20 protein-coding genes are annotated in these 24633 nt (G+C 54.2%); 4 read left to right on the top strand and 16 right to left on the bottom strand.

Going from position 1 to position 24633, the window contains the following annotated elements:
- Nucleotides 1–36: 36 nt before the first annotated feature.
- The 11 genes from HNR65_RS03900 to HNR65_RS03850 all read right to left on the bottom strand — a co-directional run bounded on the left by HNR65_RS03900 (nt 37) and on the right by HNR65_RS03850 (nt 14633).
- Nucleotides 37–855, bottom strand: a complete 819-nt coding sequence (locus HNR65_RS03900) for a TIGR03084 family metal-binding protein (protein WP_232364646.1) — start codon at nt 853–855, stop codon at nt 37–39.
- 86 nt (nt 856–941) lie between these two features.
- Nucleotides 942–1709: an enoyl-CoA hydratase/isomerase family protein gene (locus HNR65_RS03895; RefSeq protein WP_181550157.1), complete on the bottom strand. Its 768-nt coding sequence runs from the start codon at nt 1707–1709 to the stop codon at nt 942–944.
- Nucleotides 1710–1719: 10 nt separating this feature from the next.
- The gene (locus HNR65_RS03890) at nt 1720–3495 is read right to left on the bottom strand and encodes an acyclic terpene utilization AtuA family protein (RefSeq protein ID WP_181550156.1); all 1776 of its coding nucleotides are present in this window, start codon (nt 3493–3495) and stop codon (nt 1720–1722) included.
- Complete coding sequence (locus HNR65_RS03885; protein ID WP_181550155.1) at nt 3492–5519, bottom strand: acetyl/propionyl/methylcrotonyl-CoA carboxylase subunit alpha; 2028 nt, start codon at nt 5517–5519, stop codon at nt 3492–3494. Before HNR65_RS03885 ends, HNR65_RS03890 begins: the two co-directional genes overlap by 4 nt.
- Before the next feature lie 11 nt (nt 5520–5530).
- Nucleotides 5531–7144 carry an acyl-CoA carboxylase subunit beta gene (locus HNR65_RS03880; RefSeq protein ID WP_181550154.1) on the bottom strand — a complete coding sequence of 538 codons (1614 nt, stop codon included), beginning with the start codon at nt 7142–7144 and terminating at the stop codon, nt 5531–5533.
- Between the two features lie 31 nt (nt 7145–7175).
- Nucleotides 7176–8336 carry an acyl-CoA dehydrogenase family protein gene (locus HNR65_RS03875; protein ID WP_181550153.1) on the bottom strand — a complete coding sequence of 387 codons (1161 nt, stop codon included), beginning with the start codon at nt 8334–8336 and terminating at the stop codon, nt 7176–7178.
- A 23-nt stretch (nt 8337–8359) separates the two neighbouring features.
- Nucleotides 8360–9217, bottom strand: a complete 858-nt coding sequence (locus HNR65_RS03870) for a flavodoxin family protein (protein ID WP_181550152.1) — start codon at nt 9215–9217, stop codon at nt 8360–8362.
- The gene (locus HNR65_RS03865; protein WP_181550151.1) at nt 9214–9906 is read right to left on the bottom strand and encodes a TetR/AcrR family transcriptional regulator; all 693 of its coding nucleotides are present in this window, start codon (nt 9904–9906) and stop codon (nt 9214–9216) included. The genes HNR65_RS03870 and HNR65_RS03865 overlap by 4 nt, the downstream gene beginning before the upstream one ends.
- Nucleotides 9907–9917: 11 nt before the next feature.
- Nucleotides 9918–11054: an acyl-CoA dehydrogenase family protein gene (locus tag HNR65_RS03860; RefSeq protein WP_181550150.1), complete on the bottom strand. Its 1137-nt coding sequence runs from the start codon at nt 11052–11054 to the stop codon at nt 9918–9920.
- 49 nt (nt 11055–11103) lie between these two features.
- The gene (locus HNR65_RS03855; protein ID WP_181550149.1) at nt 11104–12246 is read right to left on the bottom strand and encodes an acyl-CoA dehydrogenase family protein; all 1143 of its coding nucleotides are present in this window, start codon (nt 12244–12246) and stop codon (nt 11104–11106) included.
- A 692-nt stretch (nt 12247–12938) separates the two neighbouring features.
- Nucleotides 12939–14633, bottom strand: a complete 1695-nt coding sequence (locus HNR65_RS03850; protein ID WP_232364645.1) for a potassium channel family protein — start codon at nt 14631–14633, stop codon at nt 12939–12941.
- 222 nt (nt 14634–14855) lie between these two features.
- On the opposite strand from HNR65_RS03850, the gene HNR65_RS03845 reads away from it, so the two are divergent.
- Complete coding sequence (locus tag HNR65_RS03845; RefSeq protein WP_181550147.1) at nt 14856–15338, top strand: cation:proton antiporter regulatory subunit; 483 nt, start codon at nt 14856–14858, stop codon at nt 15336–15338.
- Nucleotides 15339–15346: 8 nt separating this feature from the next.
- Nucleotides 15347–16534, top strand: a complete 1188-nt coding sequence (locus HNR65_RS03840) for a cation:proton antiporter (RefSeq protein WP_220128282.1) — start codon at nt 15347–15349, stop codon at nt 16532–16534.
- A gap of 14 nt (nt 16535–16548) precedes the next feature.
- Here the strand turns inward: HNR65_RS03840 and HNR65_RS03835 are convergent, their stop codons facing one another.
- Together HNR65_RS03835 and HNR65_RS03830 are read right to left on the bottom strand one after the other, a co-directional pair.
- Nucleotides 16549–17367: a lytic transglycosylase domain-containing protein gene (locus HNR65_RS03835; protein ID WP_181550146.1), complete on the bottom strand. Its 819-nt coding sequence runs from the start codon at nt 17365–17367 to the stop codon at nt 16549–16551.
- 103 nt (nt 17368–17470) lie between these two features.
- The gene (locus tag HNR65_RS03830; protein WP_181550145.1) at nt 17471–18253 is read right to left on the bottom strand and encodes a hypothetical protein; all 783 of its coding nucleotides are present in this window, start codon (nt 18251–18253) and stop codon (nt 17471–17473) included.
- 279 nt (nt 18254–18532) lie between these two features.
- Between HNR65_RS03830 and HNR65_RS03825 the strand changes: the two genes are divergently transcribed.
- Both HNR65_RS03825 and HNR65_RS03820 read left to right on the top strand, forming a co-directional pair.
- The gene (locus HNR65_RS03825) at nt 18533–19687 is read left to right on the top strand and encodes a cysteine desulfurase family protein (RefSeq protein WP_181550144.1); all 1155 of its coding nucleotides are present in this window, start codon (nt 18533–18535) and stop codon (nt 19685–19687) included.
- Entirely contained in the window at nt 19680–20420 is a 741-nt protein-coding gene (locus HNR65_RS03820; RefSeq protein ID WP_332309009.1) for a 4Fe-4S double cluster binding domain-containing protein, read from the top strand. Before HNR65_RS03825 ends, HNR65_RS03820 begins: the two co-directional genes overlap by 8 nt.
- Here the strand turns inward: HNR65_RS03820 and HNR65_RS03815 are convergent.
- From HNR65_RS03815 to HNR65_RS03805, 3 genes are all read right to left on the bottom strand, one after another.
- Nucleotides 20407–22497 carry a TRAP transporter permease gene (locus HNR65_RS03815; protein WP_181550143.1) on the bottom strand — a complete coding sequence of 697 codons (2091 nt, stop codon included), beginning with the start codon at nt 22495–22497 and terminating at the stop codon, nt 20407–20409. The genes HNR65_RS03820 and HNR65_RS03815 overlap by 14 nt on opposite strands.
- A 46-nt stretch (nt 22498–22543) precedes the next feature.
- A complete protein-coding gene (locus HNR65_RS03810; RefSeq protein ID WP_181550142.1) occupies nt 22544–23533 on the bottom strand; it encodes a TAXI family TRAP transporter solute-binding subunit in 990 nt (329 codons plus the stop codon).
- A gap of 117 nt (nt 23534–23650) precedes the next feature.
- Nucleotides 23651–24565: an AEC family transporter gene (locus HNR65_RS03805; RefSeq protein ID WP_181550141.1), complete on the bottom strand. Its 915-nt coding sequence runs from the start codon at nt 24563–24565 to the stop codon at nt 23651–23653.
- Nucleotides 24566–24633 lie beyond the last annotated feature (68 nt).

The raw sequence follows: 24633 nt of genomic DNA, 5'->3' as shown, positions 1-24633 counted from the left end.
TTTTCCGGCCCTGCGGGAGGGCAGCGGACTTTTATTTTACACTGCCCGCTGGCCCGGTGCAGGACCATTAACCGGCGGGCCGGCAAAGCACTGGGCTTTTAGCATCCAGTCTCCGGCGGTTTCGCCTGTGACTTCAAGGGATGTGTCCTCCACGTGCCGGCGCTGGACCACCACCAGGCAAAAGTCTTCCGCAGGTCCGTTGATGCGGTTTTGGGCGTCTTCAGGCCCCCAGGTCCACAAGTCCCCGGACGGGGATAAAAGTTCCACGCGAACCGGGTTTGGGGGCACTTCCAGGCCCCGGTTGATGTAGGTCCAGCCAAAGGTTTTCACACCCAGATGGGCGATATGGCGCAGGCGGTCCGTGGGTGTGCGGCGGATGTCCAGGGCGTCAAACACGTCCTGGCCATGGGCCCAGGTCTCCATGAGCCGGGCCGTGGCAAAGGACAGCGCGCCCATGGGCGGGCCGTACCAGGGCAGGCGGTCTTTGGGCCCGCACTTTTGAAGGGCATCGAGCATAATACCCCGCCGGGTTCGCCACCAGTCCATGAGCTGATCCGTAGTCAGGTCCCGGCCCACCTGCTCCAGATGCTTTTCAAAGGCCTCAAAATCGGCAACAGCGGATTCAAGGTGCTTGTTGAAACCCTCCGGGTCTGTGGCTGCAAGGGCCGCCCGGTCGTCAAAATAAGCCAGATGCCGGATTTCATCCTTGACACACCAGGTCAGAAACGGGGTGGGAAGCGCCCACTGCTCCGGGTCCAGCCCGGCCACCAGATTGTCGAGCGCCTCACACTCTGCCTTCAGATCCCTGCAAATCGCCTCCATTGTATTGCCTCCCTGCTCCCGGTCTTCTGCCATCTGTTCTCCCGTCCTCTGTCTCCCGTCCTCTGTCTTCCGTCCTCTGTATTCCCTCTTCGGCCCTCTGTCCTCCGTCCTCAGCACCCCTATCTGCCCTTAAACTCCGGCGTCCGCTTTTCCATAAACGCGGCAATGCCTTCCATCGCATCTTCTGTGGAAGACACCACCCGGATCTGTTCGACCAGGTAATCCAGGGCCTTCTCAAAGGGCATGTCGCGCATATGGTAAAACGCCTGCTTGCCAAGCTTCATGCCAATGGGGCTTTTCTGGCAGAGGTTGTCCAGAATTTGACCGACTTCTGCATCCAGATTTTCAGGGGGCACCACCCGGGTCACCAGACCCATGTCCAGGGCCTGCTGCGCGCTGATTTTCCCGCCCAGCAGAATCATTTCCATGGCTTTTTTGGTCAGCACGTTTCTGAAAATAAGGGCGCCGATCATCATGGGCCATAGCCCCACGTTGACCTCAGGGGTGCCGAACCTGGCCGTGTCAGCTGCAATCACAATATCGCAGGCCAGCATGAATCCGGTGCCGCCGGCCAGGCAATAGCCGTTTACCCGGGCCACGGTGGGCTTGGGATAACCGGCAATGCGCTTGAGCAGATCCGCGTACGCCTGCTCCGGGCGGGTCTGCTGGTTATCGGAAGCCCCCCCCAGGTCCGCGCCGGAGCAGAAGGCCTTTTGTCCAGCACCGGTTAAGCATACCGCCCTAACGGATGGGTCTTGTTCAGCCGCGTCCAGGTGATGGTTAAACAGCCCCACCAGTTCCGGACTGATGGAATTGCGGCGGGCTTCCCGGTTGATGGTCAGCCATGCCGCACCGTTTCTGACTTCATACAGGAGTTCATCGCTCATGGATTTGTCCTTACGCGTGTGGAACAATGGATGCCGGCATTTCAATAACCTTTGCCCTCAGATACTCGCCCAGGGTTTTGGCCTGGGGATCGCTTCGGAAGGAAGCGGCCACCCCGTCGCCCAAAATGCCGTGAATGTAGAAATTAACCGCCAACAGGTTGGCCAGCTCAAAGCGCTCGATTTCATAGGGTGCGCAATCAGGCAGCAGCTCCTTTAATTTTTCGGGTGTCAGAAATTCCCGCAGAAATGCGAAAGCCTCAGGGGTTTTGGCCCAGACGCCCAGGTTGGCATTGCCGCCCTTGTCCCCGGATCGCGTTGCAAACACCCTTCCCATGGGCGCCTGCACCATGGGACCTTCCGGGACCGCAGGCAGACGGATCTTTTTGGGATGCACATCAACGGGTTCAGCATCCGGGGCTGCACATTGGACTTCCAGTTTTTGGCCCCTGATTTCCACAACCTGGGTCAGGCGCTCCATGGACATTAGGCTGGGCCAGTGCACAACCGTCTGGGTTGCTTTGCCCGGCGGACTGGTGATCGTAAAACCGGGAATACTGGCAAGGACAAGTTCCACGAGGTTGTTTGAAAAACGACTGGCGCGTTTTGCCTCCGGATCCACAACTGTGATGCGCAGAAAAGCAAACGCCTCATCATTGGAAGGGGGATCACACTTGTCTGAGCGGATCAGCTGCACGTCAACGGTCTGGAACTGGTCTTTTCCCCCGATGCTGTCAAAAAGCGTGTCTTCGACAATTTTGGCTTTTTTTTCAATGTCTAAACCCGTTAACACCACTGTCATGCTGTTTTTATGCCCACCCAGGGTATTGATGCACACCTTGGCGGTTGCAGGCGGAGGAGCGCCGCACACGCCTGATGCCAGAACCCGGTGGTTTCCCTGGTCTTCGAGCGTCAGGGTGTCAAAATGAACGGTCACATCCGGGGTGAGATATGCGGGGGCTGCGATTTCATAGAGCAGCTGTGCTGTGACCGTGCCGGTGGATACCAGGCCGCCGGTGTTTGGATGCTTGGTGATCACAAAACTGCCGTCTGAAAAAATTTCAGCTATTGGGAAACCCACGTTTCGAAATGAGGGGACTTCATCGATAAATGAATAATTGCCGCCTGTTGCCTGGGCGCCGCATTCAATTACGTGCCCGGCGGCATAAGCCCCGGCCAGGCGGTCCCAGTCTGTTTGGCGCCATTTAAAATGCCAGGCCGCCGGCCCGACAGCCAGTGCAGCGTCGGCCACCCGGCCGCAGACCACGATGTCCGCCCCCTGTTTGAGGGCCTCTGCAATACCCCATCCTCCAAAATAGGCATTGGCGGTAATGGGCACGGCCCCGGCCTGCTTTAAACTCATATTCTTATCCATGTGAACAAAGGCTTCGCCCTGGCCCTGCAGATCTTCAAGGTTTTCCATGAGGTTGTCGCCGGTAATGCAGGCAATTTTTGGATGCAGGCCCAGCTGATCAGCGATTTCTTCAAGCTTTTGCGCCAGTGCGGCAGGATTGAGCCCTCCGGCATTGGACACCACCTTTATGCCCTTTTCAAGGCACTGGCCCATAATTTCTTCCATCTGAGTTAAAAAGGTCCTGGCATAACCCCGGTCCGGATCCTTTAACGTGTCCTTGAGCAAAATGGCCATGGTCAGCTCGGCCAGATAGTCGCCTGTAAGAACATGGACAGGCCCGCCTTCGACCATTTCCCTTGCAGCCGAAAGCCGGTCTCCGAAAAAACCGCTGCAATTGGCGATGATCAGTTTTTCATCTGCTTTTGGATGGCTCATGAAGATTCTCCCTTTTCCTGCTCTGCCGCAATTGTCACCAGCAGCTGACCGGGTTTGACCTGATCTCCGGGTGCTGCTGCAACCGATTCAACGGTCCCGGAAATGGCTGCGGCAAACTGGTGCTGCATTTTCATGGATTCGATGACCAGCAGCGCCTGGCCGGCCTCGACCCTTTGTCCAGGGCTGACCCGCACTTCAACGATTACCCCGTTCATGGTGGAGATCACATCTCCGCCTCCTGCCGCATCCTGTGCGGATTTGGCCGTGTGAAGCGTTTTGTCTTCAAAAACAAAATGCCCGGATCCGGCATCCACAAACAGCTGGTTGGCAAAAAAGGCATACCCGGCTTTCCTGCGGACCCCGCCGTCAATGTAAATGACACTGTGATCATCTGCCCGCACCCATTCCAGGGTCACCTGGCGATCGGCTCCAGGCTCGGCATTTTCTGTATTTTTTGCATTTGCTGGGCCTTTTGCGGCCATTGAAACCTCAAACCGGGCGTCTTTTCTGACCAGGGACAAAAAATGATCTGTTTCATCGCAGTTTAACACAAAGTTGTACCGGTACGGTGCCGGGGTGTGCCATCCGGCATCCCGGGTCTGCGGGCAGCGGCCCTGGTAAAAAATCATGGCGGCAAGGGCCAGGGTTTGATCTGAAAGGGCATTTTTTCCCATGCTGATGTCATCTGAAAAATGTTTTTCAATAAAAGCCGTTGTGGCCCCGCCTTTTGCAAACACCGGATGGTTGACAATGCGTTCTAAAAACAATTTGTTGTTGTTAAACCCCAGAAGAACCGTGTCACGCAAAACCAATGCCAGCCGCCGCCGGGCCTCATCGCGGTTTTCGCCCCATGCAATGACCTTTGCCACAATGGGATCATAGTGTGCTGCCACTTCCCGGCCGGCCTCAATTCCGGAATCCACACGCACACCCTCCCGCTGCGGGACCTGCCAGGCCAAAACCGGCCCGGTCTGGGGCAGGAACCCGCGGCGGGCGTCTTCGGCATAAAGCCGTACTTCAATGGCATGGCCCAAAAGGCTTATTTCATCCTGAGACAAAGGCAGTTTTTCCCCGCAAGCCACCTTAATCTGCCAGGCCACCAGGTCCTGGCCGGTAATCATCTCCGTGACCGGATGCTCCACCTGAAGCCGGGTGTTCATTTCCAGGAAATAAAAATTTTTATCCGCATCCACCATGAATTCCACCGTGCCCGCGCCCAGGTATTTGCAGGCCCTGGCCGCATTGACCGCGGCCTGCCCCATTTTTTCCCGCAAATCCGCATCCACAAATGGTGACGGCGCTTCTTCCACCACCTTCTGGTGCCTTCGCTGAACCGAGCAGTCCCGCTCGCCCAGGTGAATCACGTTGCCGTGCGCATCAGCGAAAACCTGGATTTCAATATGGCGCGGCTCCACAATGGCCTTTTCCAGAATCAGTTCATCATTTCCGAATGTGCTTTTGGCCTCAGCCCTTGCATTTTGAATGCTTTCAGACAGATTTTTTTCATTCGTAACCAGGCGCATGCCCCGGCCGCCGCCGCCCGCAGACGCCTTGACCATCAGGGGAACGCCGATTTTTTCCGCTTCAGCCAATAACACTTCATCTGTCTGGTCCTTGCCATGATATCCGGCAATGCAGGGCACGCCGGCAGCCACCATAGCCTCCTTGGACAGGCGCTTGCTTCCCATCAACTCCATGGCATCGGTGCCAGGGCCGATAAAAACCAGGCCGGCTGCTTCACAGGCCCGGACAAAGGCCGGGTTTTCCGCCAGAAACCCGTAGCCGGGATGAACGGCATTGGCCTGGCTTTTTTTTGCGGCATTCAGGATATTGTCAATGGAAAGATAGGATTGGGCCGCCGGGGCACCGCCGATGCACACGGCCTCATCTGCTGCGTCCACGTGCATGGCGACTGCGTCTGCTTCGCTGTAGACCGCAACAGTGGGAAAGCCTTGGTTGCGGGCTGTGCGAATCACCCGCACGGCGATCTCCCCACGGTTGGCGATCAAAATTTTATGAATCATGGGTTTTCTCCTTACATGCGGGCAATGCCGAAGGTGTTGGGTTTGACCCGGCGGATTTTTGCCTCATGGCAAATATCGAGCACAAATCCCAGAATGCTGCGGGTATCACGCGGATCGATCAGCCCGTCGTCCCACAGCCGGGCCGTGTTGGCCAGGGCATGGGAGCGTTCTTCCAGGGCCTTTCGGGTATCGGCCTCGATCTGGTCCAGGAAATTTTCATCCACCTGCCCCATTTTTTCCATACGGGCGTGGGCCACCTGGCGCAAAACACTGCCGGCCTGGGCCGGCCCCATGATGGACACCACGCTGCGGGGCCAGGCAAACACGAAATCCGGGTCCATGCCCCGGCCGCACATGGCGTAATTGCCGGCCCCGTAAGAGCCGCCCACAATAAATGCAATCTTTGGCACTGTTGTGTTGGTCACAGCCTGGATCATCTTTGAGCCGTGCTTGATAATGCCACGGCTTTCAGCCTCGGTGCCCACCAAAAACCCGGTGGTGTTGTGGAGAAAAACCAAAGGGGTGTCGGACTGCTCGCAGAGCTGCATGAACTGGGCGGCCTTGGCAGCACCGTCTGAGGTGATGGGGGCGTTGTTGCCCAGCACCCCGCAGGCCTGGCCGTGGACTTCCATAAAAGCGCACACCGTGCCGGCGTCATAATCGGCCTTGAAATCCAGGATATCTGATCCGTCTGCAATCCGGGCCATGATTTCCCGGCAGTCATAAGGTTCTTTGGGATCCACGGGCACAATGCCGATCATTTCTTCCGGGGGATAGACCGGAGCGGCATAATCTTTTTGGGACAAGGCCGGCAGGTTTTTATTCCATTGAATTTTTTCCATGATCTGCCTGGCCAGCCGGATGCCGTCGGCGTCGTTTTCCGCCATGTAATCCGATACGCCCGATACCTGGCAGTGCAGTTCCGCCCCGCCGATTTCCTCGTCTGTAGCGATCTCGCCTGTGGCGGCCTTGAGCAGGGGCGGTCCGGCCAGATAAACCGTGGACTGGCGCCGGATCATGACAATGTAGTCGGAAAGCCCTGGCTGGTAGGCCCCGCCGGCTGTGGCACTTCCGTGAACCACCGTGATCTGTGGAATACCGGCCGCCGATAGCCGGGCCTGATTGGCAAAAAACTTTCCAGAAGCGCCGAACATGTCCCCGGCCTCCCGCAGGTCCCCGCCTGCGCTCTGAGCCAGGACGATAAAGGGCATTTTCTTTTTTAGGGCAATCATCTGCATGTTCATGCGCTTTTCCGCCCCGTACCGGGAAATACTGCCGCCCTTGGTGAGATAATCATCCACGTAAATGGCACACCGGGTGCCTTTGACATAACCGATTCCGGCGATACAGGTGCCGCCCGCAGCCGATCCGTCCGTGTCGTTTCCCTGCATGTAGCCGGCCAGGCTATAGAGTTCCAGGAAAGGAGCACCGGGATCCAGAAGCAGGTTTAAGCGCTCCCTGGGGCTGATGTAGCCCCGTTTCCGGTACCGCGGAATTTTGGCCTCAGCGGTCTCCAGGACCCGCTTTTCAATCTCGCGCACCTGGGCAACACCTGCCTCCATATGCTCCCGGTTGGCCTGGAACTCCGCGGACCGGGGTTGAATCCGGGACTTAAAAACTGGCATGAGCAATTCCTTATAGGTTCAAGGTTCAAAGTTACAGAATCATCTTTGAAATCACCTCGTTCATGATTTCATGGGTGCCGCCGCCAATAGAGTAAATCCGGTTGTCCCGGTACAGGCGCTCCACCAGGTGACCCCGGATAAACCCGTATCCGCCGAAAATCTGGGTGGCGTCAAATGTCACCCTGTTGGCCACCTGACAGGCAAAATTTTTGGCCATGGAGACTTCGGCAACCTTATATTCCCCGGCATTGACCATGGCCGCCACCCGGTAGGTAAACTCGGAGCTCGCCTCCACCCGGGTGGCCATTTCCGCGATCTTGTGGCGGGTCACCTGGAAGCCGGTCAGGGTCTTTCCAAAGGCTGTGCGTTTTTTGGCATATTTAATGGCTTCTTCCAGGCACATCCGGGAAATCATATTTGACTGAACAGCCATGGCCAGGCGCTCAGACTGGAAATTTTCCATCTGGTAATAAAAGCCCTTGTTTTCCTCGCCAATGCGGTTTTCCACGGGTACCCGGCAGTCGTCGAAAAAAATCTGTCCTGTATCCGATGTCCACCATCCGGTTTTTTTGAGTTTATCCGACACGGAATATCCGGGTGTATCTGCCTCGATGACCAGCAGGCTGATGCCGTGGGCCCCGTCCCCGCCCGTTCTGACGGCACATGTAATCTGGTCCGCATTGATGGCCGAAGTGATAAAGGTTTTGCTACCGTTAACAATGTAGCAATCCTTGTCGGGCACGGCCGTGGTCTGCAGGCTGGCCACATCTGATCCGCCCCCGGGCTCGGTCACAGCCAGGGCAGCCACCCGGTCGCCGGCCACAACGGGCTTGACAAATTTTTCCTTCTGCTCCGGGGTGCCGTACTTGATCAGGGGCGGCAGGGCAATGCCGTGGGAATACAGACTGGCCACAAGACCCGGAGACCCGCCGCGCATAAATTCCTCGTTGACAACGATTTCCTCAAACAGATCGCCCCCGGATCCGCCGACGTCTTCCGGGTAAGACACGCTGCTGTAACCCAGTTCGCCCACTTTTTTATACAGCTCCCGGGGAAAGCCGCCTTGTTCTTCCCAGTCGTCCACAAAAGGCGCAATTTCTTTCCGGACAAACTCACGAACCGCCTTTCGAAGCATGTCGTGCTGTTTGCTAAAATACTTCTGGTAAAAACGACTGTCTGCGGGATTATCCATTTTTTCCTCTTTGGCCACGACGCTCAGGCCCTGTCTCTGGTTTTTTCAGACGGTCTGATCCAGCTGCCCATGTCCGCATACTGGCGGGTAACCTGTTTGAGCTTTGTTTTATCCTCCCCGAATTTGTGCTTCATCTGCTGGAGCCACTGCCCGTGGGAAAGGGCGTCCTGCTGTGTGAGCAGAAGTTCGTGGGAAGATGTCCCGATGTGAAAAACAGGAAACGAACCGCTTGTATCAACCTTTCCTTCGTTGCTGCACAGCATGCACCTGACCCTGTTGTTTTCGTAAAACCGGAATGTATCTCCTCCGCAAAGGGGACATCCGGGCGCAGCGTCTTTAACCGGATCATTCAACAATGCGTTTGCAAGTCCGCTGATCAGCGGCTTGTTTGCATCCTCCAATGCGGCCTCACCCGGCATTGCGCCATAAAGAATTTCACTTGCCTTGATCTGCATCTGAAACAGGGTCATAAAGGAGTCGATCTGCAGCTTGGTGCTTCCTTCCTTTCCCTCGATACCCGCGACTCCCACGCCGACAGCCGGCTTTCCCCAAATTTCTGCATTTCTTGAATAAAAGAAAAGGATACGGTCGGCCAAAAGCTTCAGTGCGGCATTGGCCCCGAGGCAGTAGGTGGGTGCGGCCACGATAAAGGCATCGGCTTGGGCAAATGCGTCAATTACAAGGTCCAGGTCGTCTTTTAAAGGACACTTGTTTTTGATCAGACACATATAACAACCCCTGCACAACTTTATATTAAAATCAGAAATCCGCAGAAGATTTAGTTCATGAGGCTCTTTAACCTGGCCACTGATCATTTTTGCCACGATCTCGCAATTGCCCAGCTTTCTCGGAGATCCTATCAAAGCAAGAATTTTTTTCATTTTTCCCCTCTCCCCTCCTGATCCGGTTCCTCGAACAGGTTGCTGACCCCGCCGGCGATAAAGGCAACCGCATCCCTGCCGATATCGGTGAGATCTTCGGCCCGGTCCTGCCAGAGAAGGTAATGGTAGGCCACCCGCTCATAGATTCCCATAATGCTCACAGCAATGACTTCAGCGGAAAACCGCCCCTTGAAGGCCACGACCTGGTTGCGGCTGACCGTGTTTAATGCCTGAAGCACATCGCTGGTACATTGATCAAAAATCACCTTGCGGCGCTGCTCCACAAGGTCGCTTTTGCCCACCGACTCCCGGAACAAAATCGCTGCCTGCTCCGGGTAATTGACGCAAAAAACTTCAAAAAAGGCATGCCCCGCCCGTTTAAAGCCCTCAAGGGTGCCCCCGTGGGCCTTAAATTCCCGGCCCAGAATGGATCGCAGCAGATAGCCGATTTCGTCCATCATCCGGATCAGCAGATCCTCCTTGTTTCTGAAGTAGAAATAAACCGCTCCCACTGATACTTCGGCCGCATCGGCAATCTGCTCCATGCCGGCCTTGTGAAATCCTTCATTGGCAAAAAGGGTTTCTGCAGCCCGCAAAATGGTCTCCACACGCTTTTCTCTTTCCCGCTGGCGGCGAAGGGCGGATTTGGTCATTTTTTTGGAATCATCCCCGGGTTTTTTCTCCGGCATCTCAATCCTTTCTATTCCCGGTAACCCAGTTCGGCATCCCCGATTTTCACCCGGGCAATCTCTGTTGAAGTGCCTGTGACCTGGTTATACTTGGCGCACCTGTAAGCTGTCTGTGCCCGGTTGCCTTCCACACATCCCGCCGCCCCCATCACCTGCAGCGCCTGGCTGCAGATCTGCTCGGCTGATTCAGTGCAAAAAACCTTGGCGCACCACATCAACTCCCGGGCCTCTTTGGGGTTTGTCTCCAGGGTCCAGGCCGTTCGGTATGCCAGAAGCTGGGAAGTCTGAAGCAAAGTGAGCATCTCGGCAAGCTTGAAGCCGATTTCCTGATAAGCGATAACGGGCTTTGAACCGCTTTTGTGGGATTTGGCAAAATTACAGGCCGCGTCAAAGGCAGCAGAAGATATCCCGAGACTTGCCCCCAGAATCATCTGATTTTCCCACATCCGGATCATGGCCGGGATGTCTTGCCCCGCAGAGGGAAGCACAACCTGGCTTTCCGGTATTTGGCAGTCCTCCAGGGAAATGCCGGCAATAAGGGCGCCCTCATATCCCATGGTTTCAAGCGGGGGGTTTACCACCAGTCCGGGTGTATTTTTTTCTATAAAAAACAGTGCCATGGAATCATCATAAGTGCCGGCCGCCGCAATCCAGTCAGCTGACGGCGCGTTGATGACATATTGCTTTTTGCCGTTTATCACAACGTTTGAACCATCTTTTTTCCCGCTTGTAACAAACGGCTGATTTTCAACAGACACATTGGCCTCTGAAAGGGCCAGGGCCCCGATGACCTCTCCGGCCAGAAGCTGTGGAAGAAGCCTTTTTTTCTGATCCGGATTTGCCCACTGGCAGACGGCCCGGCCAAAAAGACGTGTTGAAGCCTCCACGGCCAGATATGCCGAAGGTGATGCTGCAGCCAGCACTTCCATGGCGCCCATAAGACTTAAGTGACCGTTTAACCCGTCTTCCGGCTCAAGGCCCAGTTTCAGATAGGGAGTTTTGGCAAGGGAGCGGAGAATCGGCTGCAGGGATTTTTTATCCAGTGCATTTTTGCGGCAATCAAGTTTGCCGTCCTCCGTGAATTCTTTTACAGCTTTTGTAACATCGGCAAACAAAGCGGTTTCCTGCCGGGTGAAATCATAGTTCATTTTCGCCTCTTTCCGGGCATGGTTGCATTTCCATCAATGGTGCCCTGCCCTATATAAGCCGTGAAATAATCATTTTCTGAATATCGGATGTGCCGCCGCCGATGGGCGCCAGCCGGCTGTCTCTGAAAATGCGTTCCATGTTGTACTCATGGCAGTAGCCGTAGCCCCCAAACAGGACCATGGCATCATTGGCCGGGCCCATGGACCAGTCGCCTACAAACAGCTTTGCCACAGCCGCCTCCAGGTGATTTAACGGGCGGCCCTGGTCCTTGCACCAGGCAATCCGGTAGGCCAGGCTTTGGGCGGCCTCGTAAAAGATACGGATATTGGCCAGCTTGTGTTTGGTGGCCTGAAATTTTCCAATGGGACGGCCGAACTGTTCGCGCTTTTTGGCATAATCGGCACAGGCATTGAGCATGTATCGGGCCGCTCCCACAAAAGGTGTCAAAAGCGCGCTGCGGTCCCATTCCACGGTCTGAAGCGACATGTTAAAGCCTTCGCCCTCTGCGCCCAGAAGATTTTCCACAGGAATTTCGCAGTTGCTGAAAAACAGCTCAGAGGTCTGGGAGGTGCGCACGCCCATCTTGATCAACGGGGGGCCGGCCTCAAAGCCTTTGGTTCCCTTTTCCACGATAAAGGCGGAAATACCGGCGTGCTGGGCACCCGGATCGGTTTTGGCATAAACCACGGCCACATCGGCAATGGGCCCGTTGGTGATAAAGATCTTGCTGCCGTTTAAAACATACTTGTCCCCTTTTTTTTCCGCCGTGGTCCTCATAGAGGCCACATCCGAGCCCGCGTCCGGCTCGGTCAGTCCCATGCACCCGATCCATTCTCCGCTGGCCAGGCGGGGCAGATATTTCTGACGCTGCTCTTCTGTGGCATGGCGCAGGATGGTGTCTGCACACAAAAAGGAGTGAGCGCCGTAAGCCAATGTGAGTCCGCCGTCGACTCCGGCCTCTCCAAGGGCCTCCCCGGCCATGACCGTGGTGACCACATCGGCTCCTGAGCCGCCGTATTGTTCCGGAAAATGCAGCCCCAGGATGCCGAAGCGTCCCAGTTTTCGAAAGGCTTCAAAGTCAAAGGCCTCGTTTCGGTCATGTTCCTGAACCCGGGGCACGATTTCCTTTTTGGCAAACCGGATGATTTCTTTTTTAAACATTTGCTGCTCTCTGGTGAAGGCAAAGTCCATCAGCTGCTCCTGTCTGGAAAATAGCGGTATAAAGAATTGTTAAATATTAAAAGCTGATTCATAAACAAAATCTGACTCAGATATTAAAATCAGATTCAGTAAAATGTCAATGCCATTTTAAAAAAAATGCAATACAGGCAGACAATCATATTTGAATTGAGCGATTTTCAAGTTTGATGGAATCTTAAAAAGCTTTTTACTGCGTCCGATGTTTGTCAGGAAGGAAGTCCTGCGGCCGGGGTCAGTTTTTTCGCTCCTGAGCGTTTACGGATTCAGCCAATGCCTTCGCTTAAAATTTCAAAAACTCGGCCTGTCGGCCTCAAACAATTTGAAATTTTTTAGCTTCGGCATTTGCTGAATTTTTCCGTAAATGCTCAATGTCGCTTCAAAAACCGACCCCGTCCTTGGACTTCCTTGGAAGCGTTCTCCCCGGTCCAAACCCCGGGGTCCAGCATTAACGGCAACTTTTTTTGATGTTACTTCCAGGACTTGAATGTGTTGCCCCGGGCTCCTTTGGTGTGAAACTTTACATATAGTCGGCCATGATGCCGGCCCGGGGGTGGTTTGCGAGTCGCATTGAGCGCGCAAGCGGTCGGCCGGGAGCAAACCGCCACCGGGCCGGCATCATGCGAAAATGATAGAACCAGGCACGAACAGCAACTTTTTTAAAGTGACTTAGAAAGGCCGGATTTTCAAACAGCTGCCGGGTATTTTTCCGTAAACCGCTTTTCTGATTCGGCAGAACCGATCAGAACCAGTTCATCCCCCTGGCGGACAACAATGTCAGGCTCAGGGTTGATGACTAGGTCTTCGTGTTTTTTCACCGCCACCACGCTGCAACCGGTCTGCTCGCGGATCTGCAGTTTCATCAAAGGCTTGTTCTCAAGCTTTCGGGTCACCGTGACCCGAAACACGTTGAGTCCCTCTGAAAGCATGAGCATCTGCTGGGGATGAAGCAGGTTCATGACGGTGGCAGTCACCAGAGAACTGTAGGACAGCACAAGGTTGGCCCCGGCCCGGTGCAGGGTATTGATGTTGCGGTCCAGGCTGGCACGGCTGATAATCTGGACATCCGGCCGGAGGCGGCGGCAGTAGATGGTCAGATAAATATTGAGATTGTCGTCGTGAGTGGTAATGATAATTGAAGGGCTTTCATTGATGCCCGCCCGGGTGAGCACATCAAGATCAGCGGCGCTGCCGTGGATATACCTGGAATCTTTGGAGGCGATCACGGACCGCTTTTCCACCACCCGGAAATCGATCTGCCGGGCTTCCAGAGACATGGCCACGGACTGACCCACCCGGCCGCCGCCGAGCACCATCACCGGCGCATGGTCGTTTGTGCTACCTGCATCATGGCCGATGGAAACATCAAATCGCTCCAGCTGGGCCTCGGTTCCGGCCAGCACCACTACAGTGGATTCGCCCAGAAAACTTTGAGCCGCCGGAATCATGAACTGATTTTTCTCCCAGATCCCCACCACATTCACGCCGGTGGCCTGGCGCAGATTGCTTTGAGCCAGGGTTTTGCCCTGAAGCCAGGTGCGCATGACAGGGGCCTCGGCAATCAGCAGCCGGTCAAAGGCGCCGATGACGTTGGCCTTCATGCTCACGCCCAGAACCCGCCTGGACAAAGCCTTTCCAAGCATCTGGGTAAACCGGAACACATGGCTGCTGCCGGCCAGCTCCAGAATATCCACCGAGTCGCCGACATCCGCGTTGGTTACGGTCTTCACATGGTCACTGACTTCCCGGATGCTGTAGATGATATTGGTGCTGGTGATGTCATCGTTTAAAACCAGGGCCATGGCAGCGGCCTCGATTCGAAGCCGGCGGTAGGTTTCCGGATCATCGAGTTCACCGACGACCACGTGATAGCCCATATCGTGGAGATCCAGGGCGCTTTGCAGTTCAGGGATCACAATCACGCAGGCCACAGCATAACGTTGAAGCTTTTCAATCAGATTCACGGCCACATCGTCGAAATGCGTCAAAATAACGTGTCCGGAAAGATCATTGGGCACTGCCCGCGGGGCCCTGGCCTTGTTCTGGGCTTCAAGCCACGGGGCGTAGAAAAACTGAATAAAGGTAAACGGCAGCATGACCAGCAGAAAAACAATGCCGCTGAGCAGCACCACCACGGAAAAAATTCTTCCCGCATCACTGTGAAAGGTAATATCGCCGAATCCAAGGGTGGACATCGTGGTCAGAGTCCAGTAAAATCCGGTAACCCAGGAATACTGGCGACCCTCATAAAGCATCAGCATGTGAAACAGTATGCTGTAGAGTACAAAAAACAGCACCAGGACCAGGAGAAACTTGGCCAGCAGCCGTATGTTGCCTTTCTGCTGTCTTTCTCCGAAAAGCAGGGACAATTGTGTGGCCATGGTTTTCATCCAGGGCAGCCTTTTTTAGCGGATTTTGCCGAAATCTGCGCCGATACTTGTCCATCCGGATAACAGATTTCGTGTTTCCGGTCCAATGCTTATTGCCGGCCCGAAAATCCGTCCACAGCAAAGGGGCTTGTTCAATAGCAAAAACAATTGCAGTATTGAACAAAAACAAATATTGAAAAAACAATACCAAAAACCAAAAAGGAGAATCGCCCCATGCAGATCAAAACCACTGAACTGCCGGGAATCGGGAAACGCTATTCCTTCAAGACGGTTAATGACGAGCAGGTAACCGTGATTTTACACCACAACGGCAGCCGGGAAATCTACCATTTTGACAAAGACGAGGAAGATGATCCGGACTTCACCCTCAGTCTCACGGATGAAGAAGCCCGTCAGCTGGGCACTATCCTGCTGGGCGTGGATTACCAGCCGGTCACCGACGACCGGGTGGAACTTTTTTTAAAAACAGTGCGCCTGGAATGGCTTCGCGTGGAGCCTGACAGCTGCATTGCCAACCAGAAAATCATTGACAGCCAGATCCGATCCCGGACCGGAACCACGATTATCGGCATCCAGCGCGGTGAAACAATGATTGGCAGCCCGGATGTCAACGAGGTGATCCTGCCCGGAGATATGCTCATGGTTATCGGCAACCGGGAGCAGACCAAGAACCTCGACAACCTGTGCAAATTATAGGACAAATCGTGGAAACCATTCCTTTTCTTCTGTTTGCCGGGCTGCTTCTGTGCACATTTTTCCTGGTCAGCTTCACTTCACAGAAATTCCGGCTGCCTTCGGTTTTGCTCTACATCATCCTTGGCGTGGCGGTATCGTCTTTTTTCCACGATATCAAGGCCATCCACACGGTTGCAGAAATCGGCATCGTGCTTTTGTTTTTCATCCTGGGCCTGGAATTTCCCCTTGCCCGGATGGTCAGTATTTCAAAAAAAATATGGCCGGCGGGAATGCTGGACGTGGGGTTCAACATGGGCGGGGCCATGCTCATTGCCATGGTCTTCGGCATGAGTTTTATTTCCGCTTTTATCATCGGGTCCGTGGCCTATGCCACAAGTTCTTCGATTTCCGCCAAGATGCTGGAGGAGAAAAAACGGCTGGCCAATTCGGAAGCCGAGTTTATCCTGGCCCTGCTGATTTTTGAAGACCTGGTGGCACCGCTGCTGGTATCGTTTATCGCCGGCATCAATGCGGGCGAATCGCTTTCGCCGGCGTTTATGGGCATACTGGTTGCCAAAATCCTGCTGCTGGTCATTGGCGCCATTGTCATGGGCCACTACGGATTTTCGCGGCTCAACCAATTTGTCTCCAAGTATATCCAGCATGATTTCATGCCGCTTCTGGGCGTGGGCGTGGCCCTTGCCTATGCCGGCCTGGCCATATCCCTTGGACTTTCGGAAATCCTCGGGGCGTTTCTGGCCGGGGTGATGCTTTCGGAAACCGGACGATCCCCGGAACTCGAACACCTGACGCTGCCGGTGCGGGATCTGACACTGCCCTTTTTCTTTTTCTGGTTTGGAACCACCATTTATCTGGGTGAAGGGGTGTCGTATGTGCCCATGATGGTGGCAATGGCGGCCTGGGCCATTGTCGGCAAGATCCTGACGGCATTTGCCGGAAGCCGCATGTTCGGGCTCTCGCCCAAGGCATCTGTAAGGGCCGGATTTTCCATGGTACAAAGGGGGGAGTTTTCAGCCATCATCGCCAGCATGGCCCCGGCCCAGCTGCGGGTTTTCAGCGGTATCTACATTATCATAACAGCGTTTGTGGGCGTTTATCTCTTTGGCCGGGCCCCGGCCATCGCAAGGTGGTATGACAAGCGCCGCAAGGAAAAACAGGCCGCTATGCCGGCTCCCGAAGATGGGCCCAAGACATGATTGGACAGGATCTGCTATCGGATAAAGGACATAACCCGGGCCACATACTGCCGGGTTTCATCATAGGGCACCCGGCCGTTAAACCGCTGCACCGCACCTGGTCCGGCATTGTATGCGGAAAGGGCCTTTTCCAGATTGTCTCCGAAAAGCTGCAGCATTTTCTTTAAATATCGGGTACCGGCATCAATATTTTCCCTGATGTCAAAGGAATTTTCAACCCCAAGCTCCCGGGCGGTTTCTGGCATCAGCTGCATGAGCCCCCGGGCGCCAGCAGCCGAAACCGCGTCGGGATTGAAATCAGACTCCGCCCGGATCACCCCGGCAATCAAATCCCTGGGCATGTTATGCCGTTGTGCGGCCAGATCAATGGCATCCTCGATGACCCGGCGCTGATCACCCGGAAGATTTGAACCGGACGCGCCCCCGGAACCATAGGCTTGATAGGCGGCCGCACCCGCGCCGGGACGGGTGCGGCCGTCATAGCCGGCCACATGATCCCCATGCCAGGTAATTTCCCTGGTTTGCGGGTCCAGAAAAATTTCTGTCCCTTCAGGAATCCGGGTATAGGGTTTGTTGTGGTTCTGGCCTGAATGGATGATTTCCCAGCACTCACTGCCGTAGCTATGATGATCGGCCAGAAGATGCGACACTGTTGGATGATCACGGGTAATCGTGCCCAGATGAACCGGCTGCCGTGCTTTTGCCGACTGCCCGTAAGCACTTTTTTCCAGCATCCGGTCAAACTGCCGGGCAAACAGGCTGGCCTGCCCTTTTTTTTCACCAGGGCCAGGATGGATTTCGGCATTTGATTTGTCAGCGCGATAAACCTGCATACTTTTGGTCTTTTTTTTGATGATTCCGTTTATCCACGGGTTCATTGTTCTTATCGGCAGGTCTTTTGCCATGCTTTAGCCGCAAAAAAAAACATGGCCTGGCTTACAGCCGGGTGGGGCTCCGGCCCGGATCGGATTTGTCCGGAAATAACGATGAGGGATTGAAATAGCCTTCATTGCATCCGACGCCAGCTTCCCGGAACTGCTCATAAATATCCTGAAGCCGGTGGTTGGCCACGGAAACGGCCGGTATTTTTTCACGGTCCTCATTTTCCGCCGCATAACTGCCAAGGCAGCGTTTGCAATGGGTGGTGCTGCCCAGCGTAATCACCACCAAATCCGCCATCAGATAAATTTTATCTGTGTCCACGTCTGTATAATGCTCAATTGCCAAAACCGCATCCAAATTAGCCTCAACAATGACCTCGTTTCCTTCCCGGGCGATTTGAACCACGTCATTGACCGTCATCGGGTTGCAGTCTGCATCCTGTTCCATGCGCTGGCGAAGCAACACCTCCTGGATGGAAAAAAATGTCCGGGACATGGCAATACCGGCTTTTTCAAGCAGGCGGTAATCAGCCTGCAGATACCGGTTGGCACTCATCACAGCATTGATACCCTGGCTGCAGGTACCGGTTAAACGGCTTCTGGAATAACATTTCCGAAAACCAAACGGCACCCCTTCCACAGTTCCGGTAAACCAGCACAAAAGAATATGGGCGGGTTTCCATTGGTTCTCATGAAAAAAATCCGAATCAATGACCTGCGGGTCAGCAGCGCAGGAAACATCCAAGCCCTGATCTGCGGCCCGCTCCAGATCCCGGACACGGGCCGGTCGGCCAATATTGTTTTGCCTGGCCTGAAAAGATGAATATGCTGTATCCATCAATTGCGCCTCCATGAATTGGGGTTCAAACGATTTGTTTTCTATCTGCAATAAAGTTTAATCAAAAAGCATGCCATTTGCTCGGCCAATGCCAATGCCCGAAAAACAAAGCACAAACAGCCGGCAGAAAAAGTACAACCAAAACATAACGTTACGTAACGTTTTACCTGATAAAAGCCGGACAAACATTTACAAACGCAATTTTTCTTTATAGAATCAAATTCAAACCTGCTGCAACCAAACACCATATTACAATTCAACCCAAAAACCGGATTGGCCATGAACAACCCATTGCGCCCCATTTATCTGGATTACAACGGCACCACCCCTCATGACCCGGAAGTGATTGCCGCCATGCGCCCGTTTCTGGAAACCGAATTCGGCAATCCTTCCAGTTCCCACTGGTATGGCATTGGCCCGCGCAAGGCCGTGGAAACCGCCCGCCAACAGGTGGCCGGCCTTATCGGCTGTCTGCCCGGGGAAATTGTTTTTACCAGCGGCGGCACGGAATCCAACAATCACGCCATTAAAAGCGCAGCCAGACTCATGCAGGACAAGGGCCGCCATATCATCACCACCCGGGTGGAGCATCCGGCAGTGCTGGAAGTCTGTGGTTTTCTGGAAAAAGAGGGGTTTTCGGTCACCTACCTGCCGGTTGACCCCACCGGCCGGGTGGCAATGCAGGCTGTCAAGGACGCCATCTGTTCGGATACCATCCTGATTTCCATCATGCATGCCAACAACGAGGTGGGCACCATCGAACCCATTGAAGAAATCGCTGCGGCGGCAAAGAGGAAAAACATCCTGGTGCACACTGATGCGGCCCAGTCTGTGGGTAAAATCCCGGTGAACGTGGATGACCTGGGGGTGTCGCTGCTCAGCATTGCCGGCCACAAGCTTTATGCACCCAAGGGCGTGGGGGCTTTATATATCCGCAAGGGCCTGCAACTGGAGCCCTTCTGCCACGGGGCCGGCCAGGAGTCGGGATGCCGGGCGGGAACCGAAAATGTACTGGAAATCGCTGGCTTGGGAAAGGCCTGTGAAATTGCCGCACAGAACCTGAAAACCACATCCGCACATATGGAAAAACTCCGGGACCGCCTACAGGCCGGACTCACAGAAACAATTGATCCTGTCCGGGTCAACGGCCATCTGACCCACCGGCTGCCCAACACCCTGAGCATATCGTTTTGCGGCCTTGAGGCCAACCGGATCCTGGAGGAAATCGGCCTTGAGGTGGCGGCCTCAGCCGGTGCGGCCTGTCACGCAGACACTGTTTCAATCTCCCACGTGCTGGAAGCCATGGATCTTGAACGCAATTGCGCAAAGGGGACCCTGCGTTTCAGCACTGGCCGGATGACAACAAAAGATGAAATCGATCGCGCACTGGAAGTGGTGACAGCAGCGGTAAAAAGGCTTCAGACAGGTGCGTGAAAATTTTTCATCCCCAAACAATCCTCCATGGCTTGCCCGCTGGATGGATGCCAACGGGGTGGCCCTGTGGGGTGCGGCGGATCTCGACGGGTTCAGCACGCCTCCGGATCCCAATGGCAGGCCCTTTGCCTTTGCTGTTTCTCTGGTTTTTCCCATGAATCCTCAAATCATGGCCGGCATCCAAAACGGACCCAACCAAGCCTATGCAGATGAATATGCCCGGGTAAACCAGAGAATCAATAAAATATCCGAACAACTGGCAGAGAAAATCGTCTCCACGGGATATACGGCAAAGCCGCTGGCGGCATCGGTTCGTTCCGATCCGGTCCATATCCGGGCCGATTTCCCCCACAAAACTGCGGCCACAAGAGCCGGTCTGGGCTGGATCGGCCGTCACTGCCAGTTGATCACCCGTTCGTTTGGCTCCTGGATCCGGCTGGGAACGGTTTTCACGGACATGCCGCTATCATGTGGCCCCGCCCTGGAAAAAAGTTTCTGCGGAACCTGCATGAAGTGTGTCAGGGCCTGCCCGGCAGACGCATTAAGCGGCAGGACATGGCATCCGGGTGTGGGCCGCGATGCGATACTCGATGCCGCCGCCTGTGATAACTGGAAAAAAAAGCATTTTTTTGCCTACCACAAGGGTCATAACTGCGGGATCTGCTCCTCGGTCTGCCCGTATTCCGTAAAAACGCTGAAAAATGACCGGACTGCCGAATTCAGACGGTCTTAAGATGCCTTCTTTGTTCAAGGGGCAGGGTAAGATTTGGATTTTTTTTGATCCGCAGCGTCTGCATCAGATAAACCAGCACGAAAAGAGCGATGGCAGCCGCATCTATGATGAAAATGGAAATTTCCAGGCCGGTAATTCCCGGCACCACCCGGGGAAACAGCAGGACAATGGTGCCAACGGCTGCCAGAATCCATTCAGCCACATTGGTGGCGCATTTGAAATACCCCATTGTGACCATTGAAAAAGAAATCGTACCCAGTATGCAGGTTAAAAAGGTCATAAAAATTTTGAGTCCGGAAGCGTTTAACAGCAAGCCCGGGGAATAGGCGAATAAAAACGGTACAATATAAATCATTTTGGCAAACTTGAATGCGGTCCAGCCTGTTTTCCAGGGATCCGAGTTGGCAAGGGCGGCCCCGCTGTAAGCAGCAAGGCATACCGGCGGGGTAATGTTGGAATCCTGGCTGAACCAGTATACGATCATGTGTGAAGCCAGCAGGGTCCAGGCAGCGGCTGTCTGGTTGGTGAAGCCGAGTTCGGTAACCGTGGAAACGCCATAATGATGCATGGCAAGCATGCTGCTCATTGCCGGCACGGCCAGAACCGCCACGATGAGATACGATGCGGTCACCGGAACACCCATGCCCAGAACCAGGCTGGCAATGCCGATAAGCAGAATGGCGATTGGAAGGATTCCTCCGGAAAGATTGAAAATCAGGTCAGAAAACCGAAGCCCGATGCCGGTAAGTGCAATGGAGCCGACAATAATACCGATCACGCCAACGGTTGCCCCGATGACAAGCGTGTTTCTGGAACCTTCCAGCAGGGCTTCCCATATCTGTCCGGGACCCATTTTTTGGTCCTTTGTAAACCAGGATACCAGGATACAGGAAAGGGTTGCGAGCACTGCCGCATATCCGGGGCTGAAGCCCGTGAGCATAAGGGCCACGATGACCACCAGGGGCAGGCCCATGAACCACTCCTTTTTCAGGATTTCCCGGACCCCGGGCTGATCCGGTTCCACAATGCCGACAATGCCGTGTCGCTTGGCCTCGAAATGAACCATGACGAGTACGGCCAGAAAATACAGAAATGCTGGAAAAATCGCCATTTTCATTATGGTCACATACGGGGTTCCGGTCATTTCGGCCATCAAAAATCCGCCGGCACCCATTATGGGCGGCATGAACATGCCGCCCACGGATGCAGCAGGTTCGATGGCACCGGCAACATGAGGCTTGAAGCCCGCTTTTTTCATCAGCGGGATGGTGAAGGCACCGGTGGTGACGGTGTTGGCAATGGCGCTTCCGGAAATGGAGCCAAAAAACCCGGAGGCCAGCACCGATACCTTTGCCGGCCCGCCGGTTGTCCTTCCGGCCAGCGCCATGGGCAGATCCATTAAAAACTGCCCTGCCCCGGATTTTTTCAAAAAAGATCCGAAAAAAATAAACAAAATCACATACGTGACCAGCACGCTGGCCATGATGCCAAAAACACCTTCCTGCTTTAAATACACGTGATTGACAATGCGCTCAAAAGAAAACCCCCGGTGGGCAATGGCCTCCGGCATGTATTGGCCAAAGTAGCAATACAGAAGAAAAGCCGCTCCTGTCAGGGTCAGAGACCACCCCAGCACCCTGCGGCAGACTTCCAGGGAAAGAAAAATGCCCAGGGTGCTGACAATAAAATCCAGGGTGGTTTCATTTCCCATCCGGTAGTTGAGAGCTTCGAACTCCACAATCCAGTAGCCCACAACAAAAGCGGCCAGCACCGCAAGCAGCATGTCCAAAACAGACGGACGGTCCCTTCTTGACCTGCGGTGCATGGGATACAACAAAAAAACCAGGACAAAGGTAATGGCAACATAAACACCCCGGTGATACTGGGCAGATACAGGCCGGATGCCGGCTCCGTACATATAAAACAAAGCCATGAAAACCGACATGGCCGAAGTCAGGTAAAACCAGAAGCCGGAAAGAGATCGGGAGCCTTTTGTCTCCTTTGCCTGGAGTTCTTCGAGCCTTTTTGCATCAACGGTTTCCGGTGTTGCTGAACCTTCCTGGGTTTCCGGGGTCATTGCACATTCCTGTCTGTCCGGATGTCAGCAGCGGATCATTTACAAATCAGTCAACGGGTTTGAGTTCCGGCGGAATCTGCCTGCCTTTTTCGTTCCAGAACTTTGCCGCCCCTTTTGCAAGCGGTCTGGAAGCATTTTTGAAATTGTTTTCCAGCGACATTTCCTTGGCTGCCCCATGGGCCTGGCGCATGAATTCAAGACCTTTTTCCGACCAGATAACCCTGGTGATGTTATAGACGATTTCATCATCAACATCAGCGCGGGTTGTCAGCAGAGTGGAGTCCTGGAAGGTATGACAGTCCTTTTCCTGGTCCGGGTATGTACCGGCGGGAATGGTTGTGGGGGCGTATGCATATGCGTCGTAAAAACCGGTTTTCTCCGCATCAACGCCCACATCGATCAGACGGATCCGGGTCTGGGTAGCTGCTTCAATAACCGAGGCGTTGGGATATCCGACCAGAACCCAGAAGGCCTCAATCTTTCCGTCCTGAAAAGCCGATGCAGCTGTGGAATAGCCCAGGAACTGGGGATTGAAATTTTCCCACACGCCAATATGGCGGAAGAACCGTTCAGCGGATGTGGCCGCACCCGATCCGGCATTGCCCACTGCCACGCGCTTTCCCTTCAGATCCATGGCGCTTTTGTAATCACTGTCGGCCCGGACCACAAGCTGGGCGGGCGCACCGTAAAGATAGCCGATGCATCGCACCTTGTCGTAAACTTTTTCATCCTGCGGCAGTTTTCCTTCTGCGCCCAGACCGATATCAACGGCATAGGAAATGCCGAAGTCAAAATCGCCGGAATGAACCCGGCGTACATTTTCCACCGATCCGCCAGATCCTTCCGGGGACATGCGAATCCCATCGAGCTGTTTGGGTGCGAAAATGGAAATGCCGTTGGCAAAGTAATTAAACGTACCGCCCGTGGGGCCGCCGCCGATGGAAACAAAAGCACTTTTGGCCTGGCCGTCTGCTGCAAACAGTGAAAAACAAAGCGTAAATGCGGCAAACAGAAGCAATAAAGACGATTTTCTCATGACTTCTCCCCCCCTGTGTTTTAAAAAATTGGAAAACATCGTTTTGCTAAAAAAACGGCTGCTTTAATATTAAACACAGCTTGTAAAAAATTCCATGAAAAAATGCCGCCAAATTGATCAAACCAGCATCAGGGCCCCTGACAGGGAAACAAAGGAAAGCAGGGTGGAAACCACAATCGAGGCGGACGCCAGCTGGGTATCCGAATTCATTTGCGAGGACAGCACGTAAATCGCTGTTGAAGCCGGCAGACAGAAAAAAATCATGCCCACCTGAAATGCGATTTGGGATACACCAAACATTTTCATGAAAAAAAAACCCGCAGCAGGCAGGACCATCAGCTTAAAAAAAGCTGCGGTGAGCGCCAGCCGGAAACCGCTGCCCAACTTTTTTATCCCCAGGGCGCTGCCGATGGAAATCAGGGCCAGGGGAAGGGTGAGCATGGATACCAAGGAAAGCGTGTTGTCTGCAAATACCGGCAGCCGCAGACCGGATACAGAAAACCCAATACCGGCAATACAGGCCAGAATCAGCGGATTGGTGGCAAGGGCACGGAGCATATACCATGCTTTTTGCCCTGGCGGATAATCTTTTTCTGAAAACCAGATCAAAACCCCTACTGACAGCACATTGATCACCGGAATGATCAGCCCGATCAACACCGCAAACAAAACAACGCCGGAATCGCCTGCTGCCTTGAGCATCACAGCCATGCCGATATAGGTATTAAACCGGTAGCAGCTCTGGGAAAAACTGCCTGCCTGAAAAGTCCCCACCTTTCCGAAAACAATATAAGCGGTGCTCAGAACGAAAACCAGCAGCACCGATGCCAGCACAGCAGCAAACAAATAAGGGTCAAACCCGGCGGACGGATCGCCTGTGCCGATTTTCCAAAACAGCATGCAGGGAAAGAAAATAAAATAAACCAGCCGGTCTGAGGCATGAAAAAAATCCCGGCTCACAAATCCGGACAGCCTGAGAACGCTTCCCAGAAAAATTACAGCAAAGACCGGAAACAAGGTGTTTAGAATCATATCATGGATTTAGCACCATTGCAGATGTATGTAAATTTTTTATTCCGCCCTTATGCCGCGTCTTTTTG

It is taken from the genome of Desulfosalsimonas propionicica (assembly GCF_013761005.1).
Taxonomy (GTDB): domain Bacteria; phylum Desulfobacterota; class Desulfobacteria; order Desulfobacterales; family Desulfosalsimonadaceae; genus Desulfosalsimonas; species Desulfosalsimonas propionicica.
This window is presented reverse-complemented; position numbering and strand designations above follow the sequence as displayed.